The organism is Algoriphagus yeomjeoni (assembly GCF_049821175.1).
GTDB classification, from domain to species: Bacteria; Bacteroidota; Bacteroidia; order Cytophagales; family Cyclobacteriaceae; genus Algoriphagus; species Algoriphagus yeomjeoni_A.
Map to the genome: position 1 here is coordinate 4,144,566 of NZ_CP187512.1, position 21,938 is coordinate 4,166,503.

At 41.9% G+C, this 21,938-nt stretch carries 15 protein-coding genes; 5 read left to right on the forward strand and 10 right to left on the reverse strand.

What is annotated here, in order from left to right:
- Positions 1-137: 137 nt before the first annotated feature.
- From ACPUEN_RS16905 to ACPUEN_RS16915, 3 genes are all read left to right on the forward strand, one after another.
- Positions 138-1,442, forward strand: coding sequence for a Gfo/Idh/MocA family protein (locus ACPUEN_RS16905; protein WP_425637085.1), 1,305 nt, complete (start codon positions 138-140; stop codon positions 1,440-1,442).
- Positions 1,443-1,531: 89 nt separating this feature from the next.
- Positions 1,532-1,963 carry a MarR family winged helix-turn-helix transcriptional regulator gene (locus ACPUEN_RS16910; RefSeq protein WP_425637086.1) on the forward strand — a complete coding sequence of 144 codons (432 nt, stop codon included), beginning with the start codon at positions 1,532-1,534 and terminating at the stop codon, positions 1,961-1,963.
- 4 nt (positions 1,964-1,967) lie between these two features.
- Positions 1,968-2,390, forward strand: a complete 423-nt coding sequence (locus ACPUEN_RS16915; protein ID WP_425637088.1) for an organic hydroperoxide resistance protein — start codon at positions 1,968-1,970, stop codon at positions 2,388-2,390.
- 58 nt (positions 2,391-2,448) lie between these two features.
- On the opposite strand, the gene ACPUEN_RS16920 is transcribed toward ACPUEN_RS16915, so the two are convergent.
- Positions 2,449-3,432, reverse strand: coding sequence for an NADPH:quinone oxidoreductase family protein (locus ACPUEN_RS16920; protein ID WP_425637090.1), 984 nt, complete (start codon positions 3,430-3,432; stop codon positions 2,449-2,451).
- A 365-nt stretch (positions 3,433-3,797) separates the two neighbouring features.
- Here ACPUEN_RS16920 and ACPUEN_RS16925 point away from each other — a divergent pair, with 365 nt between their 5' ends.
- Entirely contained in the window at positions 3,798-5,186 is a 1,389-nt protein-coding gene (locus ACPUEN_RS16925; protein ID WP_425637091.1) for a dipeptidase, read from the forward strand.
- Between the two features lie 45 nt (positions 5,187-5,231).
- Positions 5,232-7,355, forward strand: a complete 2,124-nt coding sequence (locus ACPUEN_RS16930) for a cytochrome c biogenesis protein CcdA (protein ID WP_425637092.1) — start codon at positions 5,232-5,234, stop codon at positions 7,353-7,355.
- Here the strand turns inward: ACPUEN_RS16930 and ACPUEN_RS16935 are convergent.
- From ACPUEN_RS16935 to nirB, 9 genes are all read right to left on the reverse strand, one after another.
- Positions 7,352-8,629 carry an alginate export family protein gene (locus tag ACPUEN_RS16935; RefSeq protein ID WP_425637094.1) on the reverse strand — a complete coding sequence of 426 codons (1,278 nt, stop codon included), beginning with the start codon at positions 8,627-8,629 and terminating at the stop codon, positions 7,352-7,354. The genes ACPUEN_RS16930 and ACPUEN_RS16935 overlap by 4 nt on opposite strands.
- Positions 8,630-8,789: 160 nt before the next feature.
- Entirely contained in the window at positions 8,790-10,232 is a 1,443-nt protein-coding gene (locus tag ACPUEN_RS16940) for a rubredoxin (RefSeq protein ID WP_425637096.1), read from the reverse strand.
- Positions 10,229-13,753 carry a molybdopterin-dependent oxidoreductase gene (locus ACPUEN_RS16945; protein ID WP_425637097.1) on the reverse strand — a complete coding sequence of 1,175 codons (3,525 nt, stop codon included), beginning with the start codon at positions 13,751-13,753 and terminating at the stop codon, positions 10,229-10,231. The genes ACPUEN_RS16940 and ACPUEN_RS16945 overlap by 4 nt, the downstream gene beginning before the upstream one ends.
- A gap of 102 nt (positions 13,754-13,855) precedes the next feature.
- Positions 13,856-15,280, reverse strand: a complete 1,425-nt coding sequence (locus tag ACPUEN_RS16950) for an MFS transporter (protein ID WP_425637099.1) — start codon at positions 15,278-15,280, stop codon at positions 13,856-13,858.
- A gap of 299 nt (positions 15,281-15,579) precedes the next feature.
- The gene (locus ACPUEN_RS16955; RefSeq protein WP_425637101.1) at positions 15,580-16,242 is read right to left on the reverse strand and encodes a response regulator; all 663 of its coding nucleotides are present in this window, start codon (positions 16,240-16,242) and stop codon (positions 15,580-15,582) included.
- 59 nt (positions 16,243-16,301) lie between these two features.
- The gene (locus ACPUEN_RS16960) at positions 16,302-18,113 is read right to left on the reverse strand and encodes an ATP-binding protein (RefSeq protein ID WP_425637103.1); all 1,812 of its coding nucleotides are present in this window, start codon (positions 18,111-18,113) and stop codon (positions 16,302-16,304) included.
- 4 nt (positions 18,114-18,117) lie between these two features.
- Complete coding sequence (locus ACPUEN_RS16965) at positions 18,118-18,696, reverse strand: DUF4202 domain-containing protein (RefSeq protein ID WP_425637105.1); 579 nt, start codon at positions 18,694-18,696, stop codon at positions 18,118-18,120.
- A 12-nt stretch (positions 18,697-18,708) separates the two neighbouring features.
- The gene (gene nirD, locus ACPUEN_RS16970; RefSeq protein ID WP_425637107.1) at positions 18,709-19,086 is read right to left on the reverse strand and encodes a nitrite reductase small subunit NirD; all 378 of its coding nucleotides are present in this window, start codon (positions 19,084-19,086) and stop codon (positions 18,709-18,711) included.
- A gap of 18 nt (positions 19,087-19,104) precedes the next feature.
- Entirely contained in the window at positions 19,105-21,615 is a 2,511-nt protein-coding gene (gene nirB, locus ACPUEN_RS16975; protein WP_425637109.1) for a nitrite reductase large subunit NirB, read from the reverse strand.
- Positions 21,616-21,938 lie beyond the last annotated feature (323 nt).

A 21,938-nucleotide genomic window follows, 5' to 3' on the forward strand; every position in this document is an offset into this window, starting at 1 on the left:
AAGAGTTTCTTCTTCAAATAGAGATAGCAAGAACCTTTAATCAAATAGCCATTTTAATATTTTTCAGTACCTCAGAAAATCAGTACTTTATTGCCTAATTATCACATGACCCATTTAATAACTCAATCTCCCTTGCAATGAGCAAATCAAATTTTTCCCGAAGGAAGTTTTTAAGCGCTTCTGTTCTAAGTACCGTCGGACTAGGTGTGATCCCAAACCTAAGTTTTGGTAAGACTTCTGATGCATTCGCAGACTCATCCAAAATCCGACTTGGATTCATTGGTGTAGGAAGGCAAGCTATGGGATTGCTGAGCAACATGATGAAAAACCCAATTGTAGATGTCGTCGCTGGTGCAGATGTCTATGAAATTAAGTTGGAACGATTCAAAGAGCGTGTAGCAAAGCATTATAAGGATGAAAAAAGAGAGGCACCAGCACTGAAAGTCTATGTTGACTATAAAGCATTATTAGCCAATCCTGAGGTAGATGCGGTCGTGATCGCTTCGCCGGATCATTGGCATGCGATGATGGCCATTGATGCCTGCCATACGGGAAAAGATATTTACTTGGAAAAGCCACTGACGTTCACCATACATGAAGGCCAAGAATTAGTTAAAGCAGTGCGCTCCAACGGGACCGTACTGGCGGTAGGCAGCATGCAGCGATCGGGGGCTAATTTTCAGCATGCAGTCCGGATGGTTCAAAAAGGAATGCTGGGAAACATCAAGGAGGTTTTGGTAAATGTAGGGACTCCACCACATCCGAAGCCTTATGATTTGCCTATTCAGCCAGTGCCCGCAGGATTAGATTGGAAGTCATGGGTTGGCCCACTCCCAGATATCCATTACAACGAAGAATTAAATCCTCCCATTAGCCTGAATCCTGAGCAAAATGAGAAGGTATGGGGAGCTTGGAGATGGTATGAAGAAACGGGAGGTGGATTAATGACAGATTGGGGAGCGCACATGATTGACATTGCTCAGTGGGGATTGGGAATGGATAGAAATGGTCCGGTAGAAGTGATGCCTGGTACAGATTCTACACCGCTGAAATACATTTATTCAAATGGTGTGCCCATGATTATTGAGCCTTTTGACGAAGGAAGGCAGGGAGTGAAGTTTATAGGTGAAAAGGGCTGGATTAAGGTTTCGAGAGGTAATTACGACACAGATGTTCTAGCCTGTGAGCGCAAATTCGAGAAAGATGAGTTTGGATTTGGTGATCATCACCTAGATTTTATTGATTGTATAGTTAAGCGAAAAGATCCTGTAGTCCCCGTTGAAATCGGTCATAGCTCTTGTACAGCTTGCACCATCGGAAATATCGCTCATCAATTAGGGCGCCCGCTGAAATGGGATCCGATTGCACAAGTATTTCTAGATGATTGGGAAGCCAATACCAAGCTTCATTATACCTACCAAAATGGCTATTCCCTTGGTTAAAAAGTGGTTAATTGATGAGATAATACTTTTAAGGGGGATAGATTTTTAAGATTATACAGTTAGATTGTATAAAATCTTATTTCTCTCCTATGCTTCCAATCCATCAGCTTTCGCTCTCTCTTTATTCAAGTTCCAGATTACTTATTCAGTTTATTCAAAGCAGTTTGAATGAATTGAATTTGACCTATCCACAGTTTCTTGTGCTCTCGGTTTTGTGGGAGGAAGATGGGTTGAAGGTAAATGAAATAGGAAAACGTCTTTTCCTGGATTCAGGTACCTTGACCCCCTTGCTGAAAAAGCTGGAAGCCATCAATTACGTGAAAAGGCAACGTGGCGAAGCAGACGAACGAACTGTCCATGTAGAATTAACCTACCCTGGTAAATCCCTTCAATCCAAAGTCATGGAAGTACTGGAACCATTGAATGAAAAATTTATCCAGAGCACCGAATTAAATATACCAGATCTAAACTATTCACTTTTAAATATGTTAGAGCATATCCAAAATATTAAAAAACTCTAACTAAATGAAAAAGCTGAATATTGATTATACCGCAGTAGCAGTAAATACTGGGGGAAGAAAAGGCCATGTGAAAACTGAGGATGGATTGTTGGATTTTGATGTCGCCATGCCAAAAGAGATCGGGGGACAAGGAGGCAAAACTAATCCAGAGCAACTTTTTGCTGCGGGCTATGCCGCTTGTTTTGGAGGTGCGCTAGGGGCTGTGGCAGGTAAAACTAGCTTGCGGGATTCTGAAATTACTGCCAAAGTTCATCTGGGAAATTATGGTCCAGGTGATTTCGGTCTGGGAGTAGATATTTTTGTAAAAATACCTCATGCTGAGTCATTGGAAGAGGCTCAGAAATTGGCTGATGCAGCTCATGAAGTTTGTCCCTACTCTAAAGCTACCCAAGGAAATATAGAAGTAAATGTGAAAGCTATATCTTAACTTGAAGTGTGTACAGACTTCCGAGAAAGGTTAGTCTGTACGCTCTTTTTGAAGTTGGCTAATAGTAAAATATCCTTACTACTCCTTTTTTATAGTGGCCTCTATCCTGAATACCCAGTAAAGCTTTTTTTGCATTACCCAATCCATATTCTTCAACTTCATGCCCAGTTACCTTAGCTTCTAGTATCCACTTATACAGTTGATTCATATTTCTCCTGTTTTGTTCAGCTTCTACTTTAGAAAAGTTTCCCCAAAAAACACCGACAATAGAACATCCTTTGAGCAAGGGTAGATTCATGGGGATCTTTGGAATTTCTCCATTAGCAAACCCCACGATAAGGTGCCTTCCTTTCCAAGCCATTCCTCGTAAAGCTGGATCAGTATATTTCCCGCCCACAGGATCTAAAATCACATTGACTCCTTTTCCATCTGTCAACTCTTTAATTCGGTTTTTCAGATCTTCCGATTCATAATTGATAGTCTCATCGGCTCCTTTACTTGTACAATAAACTAGCTTTTCGTCCGAGGATGCTGCAGCTATAACTTTGGCTCCCATTGCTTTTCCGAGTTCTATGGCGGCAATTCCAATTGCGCCTGAAGCCCCAAGTACAAGCAAGGTTTCTCCTGTTTGAAGATCTGCCCGGTCTTTCAAGCCATAGTAAGCTGTGCTCAGAGAATAGAGAGAGCTGGCTGCTATTTGTGAAGAAATTCCATCAGGAAGTACAAAAACCCGATCACTATCCACAGCCACTTTTTCTGCAAATCCTCCCCAACGACAAAGTGCTAGGACACGATCGCCAATTTTCAGTTCCTTCACATGCTCTCCAACCTTTGTGATTTTCCCAACCACTTCTCCACCCGGAGAAAATGGTAGCTCAGGTTTAAACTGATATTTATTTTGAAGAATAAGCAAATCAGGATAGCTCACTCCACACACTTCTACTTGGATCAAAACTTGATTTTCTTTCGGTCTAGGATCAGGTAATTCTCCGATTTTTAAGTTTCCAGGTAAACCAAATTTCTCACAAAAAACTGCTTTCATATTGATGTTATTTTTTCACCGCAAAGAATTAAAGATCTTTAAAGCTATGTTTTCTATGATTCTATGTGGTTGATTATTTTAACCATATAGAAACATAGGTTTCAAAGCCTAGAATTCGTACTCGATCTTCATGGCCGAGCAAACCTAACTTTGATGACTTAGTGGTAAATATTCTTTGACTACAAAGTAGCAAAGCGAACAAAGTTTGATGATATGTTTTCAATGTTTCAATGCGCATCATTTTTTTGTCACTAATCAGCTTCTCTCGTTCATACGGTCTTCGCTACTGACAATTACATTTTTAAAATAGGCATTTCAGGCTGAAAAGGATAATTTTGGGGCTTTACTAAATAATCCCCAGATATATGGCTGTTAATGATTTTATCCGTGACAATAAAGATCGCTTTCTCAATGAATTGTTGGATTTGCTCAGAATTCCTTCAGTAAGTGCTGATCCCAAATTTAAAGATGATGTTTTTGCAGCAGCTAATTTTGTAAAGGAAAGTCTGGAAAAAGCGGGCGCAGACTTGGTGGAAATCTGTCAAACTAAAGGCTATCCGATTGTTTATGGTGAAAAAATCATTGATCCTGCCTTGCCGACAGTCTTAGTGTATGGGCATTATGATGTGCAGCCAGCGGATCCTTACGAACTTTGGGATTCTCCGCCTTTTGAGCCAGTGATCAAAAAGACAAAAATTCATCCTGAGGGGGCAATTTTCGCCCGTGGTTCGGCGGATGACAAAGGACAATTTTACATGTATGTGAAAGCTTTTGAAGCGATGATGGCATCCGGTGATTTGCCTTGCAATGTCAAATTCATGATCGAAGGAGAAGAGGAAGTTGGCTCTGACAATCTGGACAAATTCGTCATCGAGAATAAAGAGAAACTGAAAGCAGATGTCATTTTGATTTCTGATACGCACATGATTTCCATGCAGGATCCATCCATCACGGTTGGTCTTCGCGGCATGGCCTATATGGAAGTGGAAGTTACCGGTTCCAATCGTGATCTTCACTCAGGTACTTACGGTGGAGCTGTTGCTAATCCGATCAATGTGCTTTGCGATATGATTGCCTCTATGCAGGATGAAAATAAGCACATCACGATTCCAGGTTTCTACGACAAAGTGCAGGAGTTGACTGCTGCGCAAAGAGAAAGACTGAATGAGGCTCCTTTTGATCTTAATGAGTACAAAGAGAAATTGGACATTGATGATGTTCATGGTGAAAATGGTTTCACGACTATCGAGCGAGTAGGGATCCGTCCTACGCTGGATGTCAATGGAATCTGGGGTGGATATATCGGCGAAGGAGCAAAAACTGTTTTGCCATCAAAAGCTCATGCAAAGATTTCCATGCGTTTAGTGCCTGATCAGGACTGGAGAGAAATCGCTGAGCTATTTGAAAATTACTTTAAATCCATGGCTCCAAAATCTGTGAAGGTAAAAGTGAAAGCTCATCATGGCGGAGCTCCAGCAGTTGTTTCCGATTCATCCGTTGGATACAAGGCGGCTGAAGCAGCAATGGAGGAGACTTTTGGTAAAAGACCAATTCCTACGCGTGAAGGTGGATCTATTCCTATCGTTGCTTTGTTCCAAAAGGAACTAGGTTCTGATCCGATATTGTTTGGTTTTGGACTGGACACCGATGCGCTGCATTCGCCGAATGAGCATTATGGCGTGAAAAATTACTTCATTGGAATAGAAACTATCGCGGCATTCTTCCGTCAGTTTAGAAAACTCTCCGACAAATAAATCCACCTTTTGCCCCAATTCTCAATTCATTTCTTTTCCAACTTCATGACTAAAGCCAAAGGAAAATCAGGAAAACTACTGCTACTGGCATTGCTTTTCTTCAGTTTCTATGCTCAAGCACAGATTATCGCTCCACCAAAATGGACGATTTCAGTTGAACCAAAAAGTCTAGTGCAAGGTGAAGAAGCTACTTTGGTGCTTGAAGCCCAAATTCCAATTGGCTGGTATATCTATGCTAATGATTTTGATCCGAATCTAGGGCCAATTTTGGCGACCTTGAAACTGGATAATCCAGCCGGATATGAATTAATAGGTGATTTCACAGCCATTGATTCTAAAACAAAGTACGAGGATATCTGGGAAGGTGACGTTAAATACTTTGTAGGAAAAGGAAGGTTTGAGCAAACTTTTATTCCTAGATCTACTTCAGGAAAAATCTCAGGAACATTAGAATATCAGATGTGCTCTGACGTAACTGGTCAGTGTGTCAATTATGATCTCGATATAGAACAAAGTTTTGAGGCAAGTGAAATTATCACGACCACTAGTGAAGGAGCTGAGTTCGAAGAAGATTCGTCATTGCGAGAAGGAGGAACGACGACGAAGCAATCTGACTCAGTCGAAGAGATTGCCACGCCTCGTGCCTCGGCTCGCAATGACGACCAACTGTTTGATGAGGTTCCTGTTGCAGAGGCCGATTCATCCATTGAAATCGAACCAATCCAGGAAAATGAATCTCTCTTTGGATTTATGATTTTAGCATTCCTGGCTGGGCTTGCTGCGTTGTTGACTCCATGTGTGTTCCCAATGATTCCTATGACCGTGAGCTTTTTCACTGGCAGAGCAGGAAACAAGGCAACAGGAATAAGAAATGCGATCATTTATGGTTTGTCAATCATTGCTATTTACACGATTGCGGGCACGGCAGTTGCAGCTATCCAAGGACCAGAGTTTGCGAATTGGCTTGCTACACACTGGCTTCCAAATCTATTTTTCTTCGGAATTTTTATCTTTTTCGCCTTGGCTTTTCTCGGGATGTTCGAGATTACCTTGCCTTCAGGATTTGTCAATAAAGTAGATGAAAAAGCTGAAAAAGGTGGTCTTACGGGTATTTTCTTTATGGCTTTCACCCTAGTGTTAGTGTCGTTTTCCTGTACTGGCCCGATCGTAGGATCAATTTTGATTTCTTCGGCAGGAGGGGAATTGTTAAAACCTATTTTGGGAATGTTTGCTTTTTCTCTGGCATTCGCTATTCCTTTTACGCTGTTTGCTATTTTCCCAGAGTGGATGAACAGACTTCCGAAATCCGGCAGTTGGTTAAATTCTGTGAAAGTAGTTTTGGGCTTTTTGGAACTCGCATTAGCATTCAAATTCCTTTCTATAGCTGATCTGGTTTATCATTGGGGAATACTGGATCGGGATATTTTCCTGATTATCTGGATTGTGATATTTAGCGGATTAGGTCTTTACCTCCTGGGTAAAATCCGCCTTCCACACGATTCGCCAGCAGATACCATTGGAGTTCCGCGGTTGCTTCTGGCATTGGCAACTTTCATGTTTGTTCTCTACATGATTCCAGGTTTGTTTGGTGCTCCTCTAAAATATCTAAGCGGATATCTTCCACCTATGTCCACTCAGCAATTTAAAATGACTGTAGGCTTGAGTACTGAAGCTGGAGAAAACATCCTTGGTGAACCTGTCAAATACGCCGATATCCCACTGGAGATTCCTCACGGAATTCAAGGATATTTCGATTATGAGCAGGCGATGCGCGCTGCCAAAAAAGCTAATAAACCTCTCCTCATTGACTTCACTGGACATGGCTGTGTGAATTGTCGTAAGATGGAAGAAAATGTCTGGGTAGATCCTCAGGTTTTGAGGCGTCTGAAAGAAGACTTCGTGATGGTGGCACTTTATATCGATGAGCGATTGGAGCTTCCTGAAAGTGAATGGTACACCTCTGAATACGACAATAAGGTTAAGAAAACACTGGGAAAGCAAAACGCAGATTTTCAGATCACCCGCTTCCAAAATAATGCGCAACCTTACTACGTGATCCTAGATCATAGTGAAAATCTCCTCGCTCAGCCTAAAGGGTATGAAACAGATATTCAGGAATTTGTTGAGTTTTTAGACGGAGCGAAAGAGAGGTTTAAGCAAGTTAATTAATCTTGTTTCGATTTATAAGTCAACAACCTTGGATTCACAATCAGCTGTACCCAGCCCCAATTGTTGGTGTTTTCTGAACTCGATCCACCTTTCACAGCACTCATACTTTCCGTGGCAAAAAGCTGAGAGTAGCCAATATTCATTTTTACATATTTCCCAAGAGTGTTTCCATAAACCAAGTCAAGCTCTGTACCTAGATTTTGTTCCAGCTCATCAGCCATTTTTCCATTTGCAAAAAAACCATGGACATTAAGTCCAATAGTTGATTTCTCACCTGTTGGCAGCGAGATCTTTCCATAGACATCATTCAGTCCTACGTTATTGGCATGATTTCCTACATAGAAATAATCCATGTAGCCATTGAATTTGTGGTTTGTACCATAAAGTGGGAAGAAAGACTTATTCTTATCCTCACCAGCTTGGTCTGTCCCACTAAGAGACTCAAAGCCCGCGATCAAAGTCACTTTTCCAACTTTATATTTTGCTTCAAGCATATACTGGTATGCGCTCAGATCAGTGGTGGCATTTGCCATTCCCGTCTGCAAATAAGCTGAACCCGTAATAGTGAGAGCAGAAAGAGGAAAGGTAAAGTATGTTCCTGTAGTCTGGCGATTATAAAGTCCGTCTGTTAGCGGGACAGGATCACTAGTGTATTTCTGGAAACCATTATTCATAAAGAGAAAGCTAAACGATGCCTTATCCCAAGTTTTCGTTAGGTGAGCCATCTGCATGGTTTTATAGGAGAAAAAACCAGTAATGGTGTAATCGCTTCCCAATGTTTTTTGATTCTCCTGATTGTAAGCAAAAGCTAAATCTAGCTTGAACTTATCCTTCGAATACTGGATCATAGCAGCATCATGAAACCTTCCCTGCATAGCCCAATCCAATCCACCGAGAATCCGCTGATCATCATAGGAGATGACTTGCCGACCTAACTTGAGCGCCCAGTTGGGAGTAAATGAGTAACGAAGCCAAGCCTGAAAGAGCCCAAAAGAATCATTGCCATCTGCAGCACTGAGTTGCTGCGTATCGCCCCAGATACTTACGTCTTGTACACTTAAAAGGAGGCTTAGCTTTTCGTCCTGAAAACCCATGTTGAGTCTGGATCGCTGTGTCACAAATGCAGCTGCTTTGGCATCCGTTGGGAAAAGGTTTCCAAATCCGTGTCTGTATTCAAATCGAGGACGTATATCCGCATCCAACGTGAATTCCTGAGCAATTGCAACTTGATAGTATGCTACTGAGGAAAGTATTAGCGTAAAAAGCTTTTTCATAGTTCGAGTGTTAGTGGTTAAATCTCGAACCAAATATAAGTATAAATACTTATTAAATTCTAAATAAAATACGTATAAAAACTAAGTATTTTAAATCTTGTAATTTCTAAAATCTATTCTCGATTCATACTGAGACTGGATATTGATCACTGTCAACTTCTTAATCCACCTGCTTTTCAAAAGTCTTTTTCACAAACTTCAATTTAGGAGCTTCGCAAAGAGAACAGTGATAGTCTGCAGGCAAATCCTCAAATGGTGTCAATGGAGCAATGTTTTGAACCAAATCTCCAAATACAGGATCATAAACCGTCAGACAATCGGAGCACTGATAGGCTTCAGTTTTCACAGTTTCTTTTGGAGTAGCCATTTTTTTGGAGCCCTCCGGTTTTTTTCCCAACTGCTCGAAGTACATCTTGCTCAGCTCGATCAAAAGTCCCGGAAGTTCTACCTTATCCACTTCCTGTACGTAGACGATGTATTGCTGTGTGTTTGGATCAAAGTTTTTGGCATAAAGCAAATTGTACGTATTTCGGATTTTGATGCCTTTCAATTCTGCTGGTGGCTGATTCTTCTCTATGATAATGGAGGTGAAATAATAAGCTTTCCTCGTATAATCAGTGATTCCAAAAGTAAGTCCGTAAGTACTGATGTCCCTCTTGTCGAAGTTGTCAACCAGATATTCCTTGAGCTTGAGTGCAGATTTATTATTGACGGGAAGGTGCCAATTCAGTTCAAGCATGGAGTGACGCACATTTATACCGTAGCGTCCAAGTAGTCTTTCCCATTCGATCTTTGTATTTTCAGGTATGCCCTTGATGATGATGGATTTCCAAGGTGTAATGGATATTTTCCCGATTTTACTGTCTGCGCAGAGATCGCAAAGTACCTTCAAAAAGTCGGTATAGTATCTATTATTTCTCCAATACAATCCCAGCCAGTAGCGATCATTTCCTACTCGATTGATGCCTTCATAGTATGGAAACGGGTAAAATGGCACTTCCAACGGACTATCTACTGTCCGGTTGTTGGAGTCCACCGCTTCATTGACCAACTCAAAAAGGAATTCCACATCCGCTGGTTCCTCCTTCAAAATATCCTCAATTGCAGCAGCCACTTTTGCCATATCCCAGCTGTAAATAAGCGCTGGATACATTAGGGTTTCTTCCCATTCAGGCAAGCGAGCATACAGGTACCAGTAGTCTTCATGCTCTGAGGCAATGAAATTTAAGTGACCTGTAAACAATGGTACTAAGCGTTGCTTTGGATCAGTGATGTTTATCTTCAGATTTGGTTGGACTCTGAATTGTTCTAAAATGTACAAGTACCGATCGCTGGTCAGCCATGGAGTATTTGGGAAAATGTCAGCGGACACATAGGAAGAAACAATATTTTCTGCCCCTATTTCTTCGGGTGATACCAGCTGAAATTTATTTTGAGGATCAATTTCTAGTGAATCGTCTTCTTTGATGAAAAGAATGTCTTGACGAGAGCCCAGAGAAATCGTGTCCAAACCAGCACTTTCTGCCAGTTCCAAAATCTGTTTTAATTCAGCGGGTGAAAGCACTCCGCCTCGCACGACTACTCTAGAATAATTTTGTTTCATGCTAGTACTTTTGATTGATGAAGAATTTCTCTCACTTCCGTTTTGCAACTTCCACAGCCCAATCCAGCTCCAGTTTGCTGACATAATGCTGTGAAATCTGAACATCCTTCGGCTATTGCTTCCTTGATGTTCCCCTCACCCACACGGCTACAGCTACATACTAATTTACCGATAACTGGTCGAGTGTCTGAAGATCCCATTAATAGGGATTTCCTTTTTTCAGAAAGTTCAATTTTGTTTTCGATAAGGGATTTGAATTCAGCAAATTCATTTTTATCTCCCATCAATACTGCGCCTATAAGCAAATCATCCTTTACGATACATTTCTTATAGTAACGACGCTTCATGTCTGTAAAAATGATTTCCTCGTAGCTATCATCATTTTCTGGAAAGATGATATCACCTATACTACACAGTTCCAAATCCTTGAATTTTAGAATATTCATCAGTACGGATCCGCCATAAATACTGCTGACATCTCCGGCAATGTAATTGGCTAAAACCATGGCTTGCTCTTCAGCTGCTGAGGTAATACCAAACAACTGATTCTCGAATTCCGCGATCTCGCCAATTGCGAAAATGTTTGGATAATTAGTTTGTAAATGCTGATTCACTTTGATTCCACGTCCGCATAGGATGCCATTATCTCGTGCAATTTTGATATTTGGCTGCGTTCCAATTGCGTAAACAACCGCATTGGCATAAATGATTTTTCCACTTTTCAGCGTGATGGAAAGTGATTTTTGTTCCTCATCGTCGAATACTGTGCTCACTTCATTGTCGAAATAGACGTGGATTCCGCGCTCCTGCACATCCAGAGAAAGTAACTTACTGGAAACTTCATCCAGTTGCCTTTCCATCAGTCGGGAGGCACGCTGCACAATGGTTACTTTCACACGATTATGCTGTAAAGCTGCAGCTAGCTCCAGACCCAGCAATCCACCACCTATAATCACCACATGTTGATTTTCAGGAGGTAATTTGGTAGAGTCTAGGTATTCTTTGAATCGATCCGCATCGATTTTGCTTCGCATGGTAAATCGACCAGGCAGGTCCAGCTGAGCATCTTTTGGGATAAAAGCTCTGCTTCCTGTAGCTAGAATCAGTTTGTCGAAAGGATATTCTTTTCCATTATCGTCAACTACCACTTGCTTCTCAGGGTCGATCTTATCTATCGATAGTCCGGTATGAAGAGAGATTTTCAGTTTTTGGAGCTCATATTCCTTGATCTTCTGAAGTTGCTCCCAAGTCAATTCTTCTGTTACATATTCCGGCAAAAGCACCCGATTGTAAAATGGATGCGGTTCTTTGGAGAATACATGAATCTGGTCGGAATCATTGTGTTCTCTATAATTTTGGATAAAGCGGAAGGCTGCCGCTCCGGCACCGACGACTACGATTTTCTCTGGGGCTTTTTTGTACTTGGAAACGGATACGGTAGTGAATTTAAAATCCGGTTCTTTGGACTGAGGATCGACTACGGTTTTGGTTAGGTTATTCGCTCGATTGAGATCACTTTGAAGTTGCTTGCCCCAATGCATTGGGAGAAAAACTACACCTTCTCGTATGCTATTAGATAATTTCGCTTTAACTCTGACTATTCCATTTTTACTTTTTACTTCCACCACATCTCCATCTTTTACCTTGTCCAAGTAAGCGTCGATGGGATTGATTTCCAGTACTGGACTTGGGTAATGCGTTCGAAGCCTCGAAACTTTTCCTGTCTTAGTCATCGTATGCCATTGATCACGGACCCGGCCAGTTGTGAGAATTAATGGATATTCCTTGCTCGTTTTTTCGGAAGTGTTCTCGATTTGAGCGGGGATATTAAAGATCGCTTTTTGAGTAGGTGTGTAGAATTTATTATCTGCAAAAAGCCGGGGAGTGCCTAGGTGTCTGTATTCTGGAACAGGCCATTGGAAAGTTCCTTCACTTTTCAATCGATCGTAATTCAAGAAAGATATATCGATGTTTGTGCCTTTGGTCATCGCACAATATTCCTCGTAGATTTCTTCGGTATTGTTGAAATTGAAACCTCGGAAACCCATTCTGCGAGCAAAATCACAAAGAATCTCCACGTCTGGTCTAGCTTGTCCAGGAGGATTGATGCCTTTATTCAGATAAGAGATACGACGCTCGGAATTCGTCATGGTGCCTTCCTTTTCCAGCCAGCCTGCAGCTGGAAGTACTAGGTCGGCATATTCTAGCGTATCGGCTTTGTGAGAAATATCTTGAACAACCACGAATTTGGCATTTTTCATGGCCTTCTCGATCCTCTTGGAATTTGGCAAACTTACCATAGGATTGGTGCATATAATCCAAACGGCTTTCATCTCGCCACTTTCCAGTGCGTCAAACATCTCTGTAGCCGAGTATCCTGGCTCAGGCGAAATTTCATTTACTCCCCAGAAATTTGCTACTTCTTGACGATGAATAGGATTATTCAGGTCTTTGTGAACAGCCAGTAAATTTGCCATTCCGCCTACCTCACGTCCACCCATGGCGTTCGGTTGACCTGTGAGTGAGAAAGGTCCATTTCCTGGCTTGCCAACTCTGCCAGTTACAAGTGAAAGATTCAATAGAGAAAAGTTCTTATCCGTACCGATAGCGCTTTGGTTGAGTCCCATCGCCCACATGCTGATAAAGCCTTTTGATTCTCCGATGATTTCGGCTACTTTTTTAATGTCATCCACTGATATTCCACAAAGCTTGGATGCTTCTTTCAACGAAGTTGCCATCACTTGCTTACGGTATTTCAGGTAATTCTCCGTGTGTTTTTCTATAAATTCCTTATCTGCCAATCCTATATCTATAATTCTTTTGCCAATGGCATTGTAAAGAATAATGTCAGTGCCGGGGATTATTTGCAGGTGGATATCTGCGAAAGAAGCGGAGTCCGTCTTACGGGGATCCACTACTATGATTTTCACATTCGGGTTTTTCTCCTTATGCTTTTCCAGTCTGCGAAAAAGGATAGGGTGGCACCAAGCTGGATTTGCGCCAGCAATTAAAAAAGCATCTGCCAATTCTATGTCCTCGTAGGAAATAGGAACTGAATCCTCACCAAACGTTTTTTTGTAGGCGACTACCGCCGAACTCATGCACAAGCGACTGTTTGTATCGATGTTATTTGTTCCCAAAAAGCCTTTTGTGAGCTTATTGGCGATGTAATATTCCTCTGTCAGACACTGGCCTGAAATGTAAAAGCCTACGCTGTTGGGACCGTATTTTTGAATCAAAGACTTGAAAACTCCCGCTGCCCTATCGAGACCATCGTCCCAACTTACCCGCTCTCGAGGATGTGACCTACTCCATCGCATTTCGGGATAAAGAATTCTATCCGAAGTGTCATTGACTACGTAGTGGAGGTTCATGCCTTTGGAGCAAAGCAAACCCTGATTTACAGGATGATCTTGATCGCCTTGGACTTGCACCTTGTTTTGAGCATCTACGCCAGCGACTATTCCACAGCCAACGCCGCAATAAGAACAGGTGGTTTTGATTTTTTTATCTTGGATCACTACTCAAGAGTTTCAATTTGGAAATAGGTTTAGAACAAAATAGCTCGTCCGCAGAACAAATGGTCAATTGCAGAGGAGCTATTTTGGGACTGATGCTACAAGTTAATTATCTAGTCGCACTAATTCAGGCTGCAGCTTGCTTAATTCTACTTCTGCAACTTTTTCATCTTCCGTGCTGAATCGGATGGCGAGAGCTACTAAACCCGAAATGACAATCATACCACCTATGATCAAATATCCTGCTGAGACGGCATTTGCAGCGGCGGCGGATTGTGCAGCGGCGGCAGCTGCTGAACCTAACCCTTCGCTTGCCAGAATTGCGGACTTTTCTGCTACTGCAGATTTTGAGCTTAAGAATAGCGCAGCTAAAAAAGCGCCGAAATTCCCGCCTGCTCCCACGATTCCTGAGATAGAGCCGATTGCTTTTCTATTCACAAAAGGTACAACCGAGAAGGTAGCTCCTTCCGCCATTTGTACAGATAAGCTAAAAGCAATCAAAAGAGCAAATCCTACAAAAAGTCCAGTGGCCAATGAGAACATGCTAAGCATCAATCCTTCTACAATTAATATCGCTGCAAGGAACCAAACCCTTCCTTTCAGACCTCTCATTTTTCCAAATTTATCACCAAAATACCCGCCGAGCGTACGGGCAAAAATGTTCATCAGCGCGAAGGAAAGCACAATGTTTCCTGCAGTGATTCTTTCGAGTTGAAAAGTGTTTTGCAGGTAATCGTCCATGGTGCCATAGACCGTCAATTCGATCCCGAAACAAGCAGCGTAGACGACAAAAAGTAACCAAACCCGGTAATCTTTGATAGCTTCTAGAAATCCGACTTTGTCTTTCTTGGTGTTTGGTACCTTCATTCCTCTTGCTTCCAATTCCTTGAAATTACCCTCAGGAGTGTCTTTGGTGAAGAAATAGTAAACCAAACCCATCGTAAAACAAACGATTCCTGCGATCACCATGGAATATCTCCAGGCATCTGCCTGAGCGACTCCAGCTCCAATTACGATAGCAGCGATTATTGGCATTCCCAGTCTATTTGCTCCGCCGCCAAGATTTCCCCAGCCTGCAGATGTAGCATTGGCTGTCCCAACTACATTGGAAGCAAACATAAGAGATGTGTGGACTTGTGTGATGACAAATGATGCACCGATGAATCCAGTCAAAAGTCTGCAAATCATAAACTGCATCGGTGTCTGTACCAATCCGCTCAAAACTACAGGAATGGATCCCAAGACCAAAAGCCAAGTGTAACACAGTCTTGGTCCGTATTTGTCGCAGAGTTTACCGATTAATAATCTTGCGAAAACTGTTCCCGCAACAGCCAGAACTGTGGCGTTCCATTTTTGCGAAGGAGTGAGTCCAAGATCTTTTACTACATCGGGCATGAACGGAACTATCCCGAACCATGCGAAAAAGCAGATGAAGAATGCGATAGAGGTGATCCAAAAAGTTCGGATCGGAACGGATTTAAAGTCTAGAAGATTTAACCGTGTTGCTTTGTGTGTAAGTAGTGATTCCATAATACTTAATTTTATCTAGCGTAAAAGTAAGTATAAATACGTAATTTCAATACTGAATACGTAATAAATTTAAGTAAAAAATAAAAAATCCACTTAGAATAGCTCTAAGTGGATTGCTGACTACGTATAAAATTGAATATTTTTTTCTAATTCCTTTTTAACCGCAAAGGACTCGGAGTTTTTCGAAGAGAGCGCAGTATCAATTTATTTTTCTTATCTCACCAAACAAGGGCTATTATTTCTGAGACTGCGACTGATCACTGATCTCTATAGCCCCCATCCCGACTTAATAAGTACTGCTAAATTAAATTCAGCTCTCTGGATTTTGTCGTCAACTCTACCAGGTTTTTGACATTCATCTTTTTCATCAAATTAAAGCGGTGAACTTCCGCAGTTCTCTTGCTGATCTCCAGTGCATCGGCGATCTCAGTATTTCCTTTGCCTTCCAAGATGAGTTCGAGAATCTGTTTTTCCCGGTTGGTTAGATTTGCTAATTCCTCCGGAATTACATCCGATTTGGAAGGCGTTTTGGTATTTCCATTGACAAAATTATTGATAATGTAGGCTGAAACATCTCCTGCGAAGAATTTCCCGCCGTTTGAAATTGTATGCAAAGCCTTCAGAAACTCACTTTTCGAAGATCCCTTCAGTAAATATCCATCCGCACCAGCTTGGATAGCTTCGACTACATATTCTTCAGAATCATGCATTGAAAGCACCAGTTTTTTGATTTTTGGAAATGATTTGGTCATTTCTTTCACTACTTCTAAGCCGTTCATTCTAGGCATGCGAATGTCAACAATGAGTAAATCGGGGTTTTGAACGGCGATTACTTCCAGTGCCTCTTTTCCATCTGAAGCTTCAGCGACTACATGAAATTCCTTTTCACTTTCTAATAAAGATTTGATTCCATCACGGACCAGTTCATGGTCATCAGCTAAAACTATCTTGATTGGGTTCATATGCTATTAAGTAAATACGTAGTAAAGTAACAGAATTTACGTATAAAAATCTAGAAAATCTACGTCAAAGGAATGTTGAGTGTGACTTTGGTTCCTTCGTTAGGAGAGGAATTGATGAATAATCTTCCGTTGATGTATTTCACACGCTCACGCATAAACGTGAGCCCCATTCCTCCTTCTTCGTCCGGCTTAGCTTTCAGTTTTGACTTGTCAAAGCCTTTACCATTATCATCGACGATGATGCTCAGAATATTCTGACTGTGAGAGACAGTGACAATAATATGTGATGATTCTGCATATTTTATTGCGTTATTGATTGCTTCTTGCGTGATGCGGTACAGGTTGATTTCTACCAAAGAATCCAGTCGTTGGGAGAATTCTGTTTTGTTGAAAAGCACGATGTCTTTTCCGGTAAGTTTGGAAAGTTCCTGAGTTAATTCTGCCAGTGCAGGGACAATTCCATAGTCTTTCAATTCTGGAGGAGTAAGGTTGAACGTAGCTGTACGCACACCTTTGATAATATTCGAGGTTAGTTCTTTGAGTTTGATGATTTTTACTTCAGCTTTTTCCGGATCAGTCGTATCCACACTTTCAAGTAAGTATTTCAGTCCAGTGAGCATTTGGCCGATTCCATCATGAATATCCTTTGCGATGCGATTTTGTTCGTTCTCCTGGTTTTCGATGATTTGTCTTGAGATCACCTTTTGCTGATGCATTTTTTCCTCAAAACTCTCCTTCGTAAGTTGCTCCACCTGATGCATGAATTCTTTGCGCTTAGTGATATCCAGGCAAATCAGAATCAGTTCTGATTTGTCCTCGGAAGAGTTGAAAGGAATCATGGACACATCCAGCCAGATATCTTCGCCGGTTTGAGAAGTCGTCTTGAATTCACCTTCCCAACCCGCTTTTTTATTTTCGGCAATGATTCGATCTATAGTCAGTTGTTCGTTTTCTTGGGTGGAAAGCACATCAGAAATCTTCGCGTTGACGTTGAATTTTTGAGCTTTATAAAGCCTACTGAAGCGCTCGCCAATATGGGTGATGTATCCTTCAGGGGTTATTCTGGCGAAAAGCAATATCTGATCCATTGCTTTGCTGAGCGCCTGTAATTCCCGAACTGATTTTTCCTTGGATTGACTGAGAATATCTGCATTCTTGGCCATTTGGATGGCTTTTTTCTCTGCATCCATCAGTTCGTGAATACTCGCCTTCATGGCTTTGGCCGAAGGCCAAAAGATGATCAAAAACTCACCAACTAATACTAAAAGCGTAAAGATGGTAATGAGTAACTCCAGCTGCTTTAAGCTCGCAACCTTTGCTTTAGCTTCAGAGTCGTATTGATTTACGATCTCGTCCATTTTGATGAGAAAGCTATTCGCATTGGTTTCGATAATCTTCAACTGCTCAGCGATGGCAGTAGAATCCTCGGGATTACCAGATTTTAGAAAGATGAAGTTTTGCGTAGCGTCTGTAACTTGGTTGAAATAAGGATTAATCTCCTCAAACATTCGGGCTACCTCTAGACTATTGTTTACGCTAAAATCCTGTGATTCATCACCAAGTTGAAGAATTTGATGTGCGTTTTCCCATCTATCCATGGTGTGTTGGATGCTGTCTGAAAGCGAAGTTGTGGCTTCAAGAGTTTTTGCCATGGAAAGTAAGAGTACTTCCTTGTTTAGCTTTTGGCTTAGCATACGTTGTCGACCAGCTACATTGACCAGTCGGCTATCATTTTCCTGATCATTCAGATATTGTCTGATTAGAATCTGGCTCGCGATCAGGGAGATGGCAATTGCTCCCAAGGCAATGATGTAAAGTCTGCGGAGACGATTAAAAGTATCTTGATCCAGCGATCGCGGTGTACCGGTCATTTGTTTACGTAATGGCTTCTTTGACTAATTCTAAACTCGATGGGGAAAGTGGTAATTGAAGTGCGGCTCTGTGCCCTTTTTCAGACATCTTTGCCCAGGTTTTTTGAAGGATATCGATCACCTTTTCATTCTCATGCTTGGCAGCGAATTCTTCAAAATAATATTCCAGAAAAACGAGACAAATCACATCTTCCATGGTTTGGGTATCAGGATCAGTCTTCAGTTGTTTTTTTCGGATCAGGAATTTCGTTCGGTCAATAATCTCTTGATTGTAGCCAGATTTCTCGAGAATTTCAGCCGCCATATCAGCATGCATTTTCTTCAATTCCTCTCTCCATTTCAGATACCCCACTCTGTCCATTGGATATTCAGATCTTGGGATTTTCCATCTGGCAATATGCTGCGCTCGCACAGCCAGCATCATAGCCTCTGAGCAATCTGGCTCGAAATGAGCAAGTTTATCTGTCATCCGCATGGAATACAGAAGTTCTTTTGCGTATTCCTTTCCTTCGAAGATTTCTTTGGTGGGATCTTGAGCATTAATCTCATCGATTAATGAGATTGCTTTCTGGAATTTGTTCATGTGTCAATTGGATTAATCTGCGAATCCAATATATACATTTCCCTCCTGAATCCTGACCGGGTAGGTCGCAATACTATATTCTTCTCCGTTCAAATTGCTGCCATCTTCCAACGAAAAGGTCTTCTTATGAAGGGGACAGGCAACTTTTGGAATTCCCTGAGAATCCCCAGTCATGCCACGAGAAAGCACCATTTCCATCTTGTGTGGACATAGATTCTGACAGGCATACCAGGAATTTGTTCTGGTGAAATGGAAAACGGCAATTTGCTTGGTATTGTATTTCACACAGGCTCCAGCATTCTCCGGAAAGTCACCTGTCTGGCCTACTTTGATCCAATGGATCGCATGCTGTTCGGCTACAGTTTGATAGTTTTTTAATAATTCTTCCATGATTTTATACTTTTCGGATTACCAAGGTCTAGGCATTTTCTGTTCTCTCATTGGGACAAAAACCAAGCTTTCGTCAGTCTCTTCAGAATTCACAAATGGCTTAAACCGCTTCATCATCTGTGGGTCTTCGATAGCTTCTTTCCACTCACATGCATAGCGCTGCACCAATTCTTCCATTTCAGCTTCCAGTTCTGCACCAATTCCTAAACTGTCTTCGACAATTACCTTTTTCAAATAGTCGATTCCGCCTTCTAGTTTGTCCAGCCAAGGAGCCGTGCGTTGCAAAGGAGCAGCAGTTCTGATGTAGTAAACCAAGAATCTATCGAGGTATTTGATGCAGGTTTCGTCGTCTAGCTTTTCTGCCAAAAGAATTGCGTGCTTCGGTGTCGCTCCACCGTTTCCACAGACGAAGAGGTTCCAGCCGCCTTCAACTGCGATCACTCCAAAGTCTTTTCCTCTGGCTTCAGCGCATTCACGGATACAGCCAGATACGCCACCTTTAAGTTTGTGAGGGGAGCGAAGACCTTTATATCTGTCTTCAATTCTGATTGCAAAACTTACACTGTCGTGGAGGCCGAATCGACACCAAGTCGATCCTACGCAGCTTTTTACGGTTCTTAGTGATTTGCCATAGGCGTGGCCACTTTCAAAACCCGCGTCGATTAACTCTTTCCAGATCATAGGGAGCTCATGAAGTTGGGCACCGAAAAGATCAATACGTTGACCGCCTGTGATTTTGGTATAGAGATCGTATTTCTTAGCGACCTGTCCCAGCACCATCAATTTCTCAGGGGTGATCTCACCGCCTGGTACTCTTGGTACCACCGAGTACGTACCGTTTCGCTGAATATTGGCAAGGAATCTATCATTTGAATCCTGGATAGGAGCCTGACGATTGGCTGTTTCCATATAGATACTTGCAAAAATCGAGGCCAAAACCGGCTTGCATGTTTCACATCCGTGTCCTTTGCCATGACGATCCAATGCTTCGTCAAAATCCATGATGCTGTGCAACTTCACTAAATCGTACATTTCTTGACGGCTGTACTCGAAGTGCTCGCAGATGGTTTCCTTCACTTCCTGACCCATAGACTTCAGTGTGGCAGTGACCAAATCAGTAACCATAGGCTTACATCCTCCACAGGAGCTAGAAGCTTTCGTGCTCTTTACTACATCGGAGAAAGTGCAGCAAGTCCCACTCGTAATGGAATCACAAATCTTGCCTTTGCTTACTGCTTCACAGGAGCAGATTTGAGCTGTGTCAGGCAAATCAAGTACAGAGCCCAAAGCACTTTTGCTTTCTCCTCCTCTTGAGCCCAAAATCAAATCCTCTGGATTTTCGGGCAGCTTCATCGCATTGATGTAAAGCTGGAAAAGCGTATTATAATCCGAAGAATCGCCAACCATAATTCCACCCAGGAGCTTCGAGCCATCTTTGGCGATGTTGATTCTTTTATAAACCCCGCGTTGCTTGTTTTCATAAGCGATTGCAGTTACCTCATCATTTTCGATAAACGGATCTCCGAAGGAAGCTACTTCCGTTCCCACCAACTTAAGCTGAGTGGACATGTCGATGGAAGGGCTCATGACTTTCTCACCGCCTGTGATTTGATCAACAGCGACACCTGCCATCTCGTATCCCGGTGCGACCAATCCGTAGATACCATTATTATAAAGTGCAACTTCCCCGATGGCGTAGATCGCTGGGTCGGAAGTTTCCATTTTGTTATTTACATAGACTCCACCACGTTCACCTGTTCTGAGGCCACATTTCACAGCCAATTCATCTCTTGGACGAATTCCTGCGGAAATGATCAGCATATCTATTGGTAGCGAAGTCTCATCAGTAAAGTCGATTTTCTCAATTGCTTCCTCGCCGACAATTTCCTTTGAGTTTTTTCCCAAGTGAACCTTAATGTCCAAGCTTTCGATTTTCGCTTGAAGCATATCGCTGGCTGCTTTGTCTAGCTGACGCGGCATCAATCTCGGAGCAAACTCGATCACGTGTGTTTCTAAACCGAGCTCTTTTGAAGCATTTGCAGCTTCTAGTCCAAGTAGTCCTCCGCCAAGAATTACAGACTGGATATTTCCACCTTGCTTTAGTTTCTGTGCGTAGTCTTTTATAGCGTCGAGATCTTCGATAGTCCGATAGATGAAAACACCTGGCTTGTCTACCCCTGGAATATTTGGTACAAAACAGGATGATCCCGTGGCCAAAATGAGGTAGTCATACTCAAAATAATCATGTTTATGGGTTAAAACTCGCTTGGTCTCAGTTTCGATATCCGTGATCATCTCACCTGTTCTAAGCGTGATGTTATTCTCAGCATACCAATCACGCGGTGCCAAAAGTAGCTTATCAGCATCCTCTGAGGAGAAATACTCACTCAGGTGAACCCGGTCGTAGGCTGGTCTTGCTTCCTCGCCAAAAACTAGGATCTCAAATTGATCTCTAAGTGGGTGATCGGCTAGTTTTTCGCAAAACTTATACCCTACCATTCCATTTCCTATGACAATAATTTTCTTCATGGCTACGTAATTTAGAGCTCAAATATAAGTATAAATACGTAATCAAAAATAGAAATGTAAAAAAATACTTACGTATAATAAGTATTGGTAAAGGCCTTGAAAAGATTCTAATCCTTGTTTTTTAGAATTAAACGAGGTTTTTTTTGTGTATATGTATCCAGGTACGTGTTTTTAGTTTTTCTAAGAGGTAGGGTGTACTTAAGTGATTACGTAAGAAAAGTTGGCGGTGTATAGGTTTGGGAGACTGCAATGGGAGGGATTCTAAGCTTTTCTGGTATCTCGCTCTTTCAGAGCTTTTTGATTTGTATAAATTAAAAATTCCC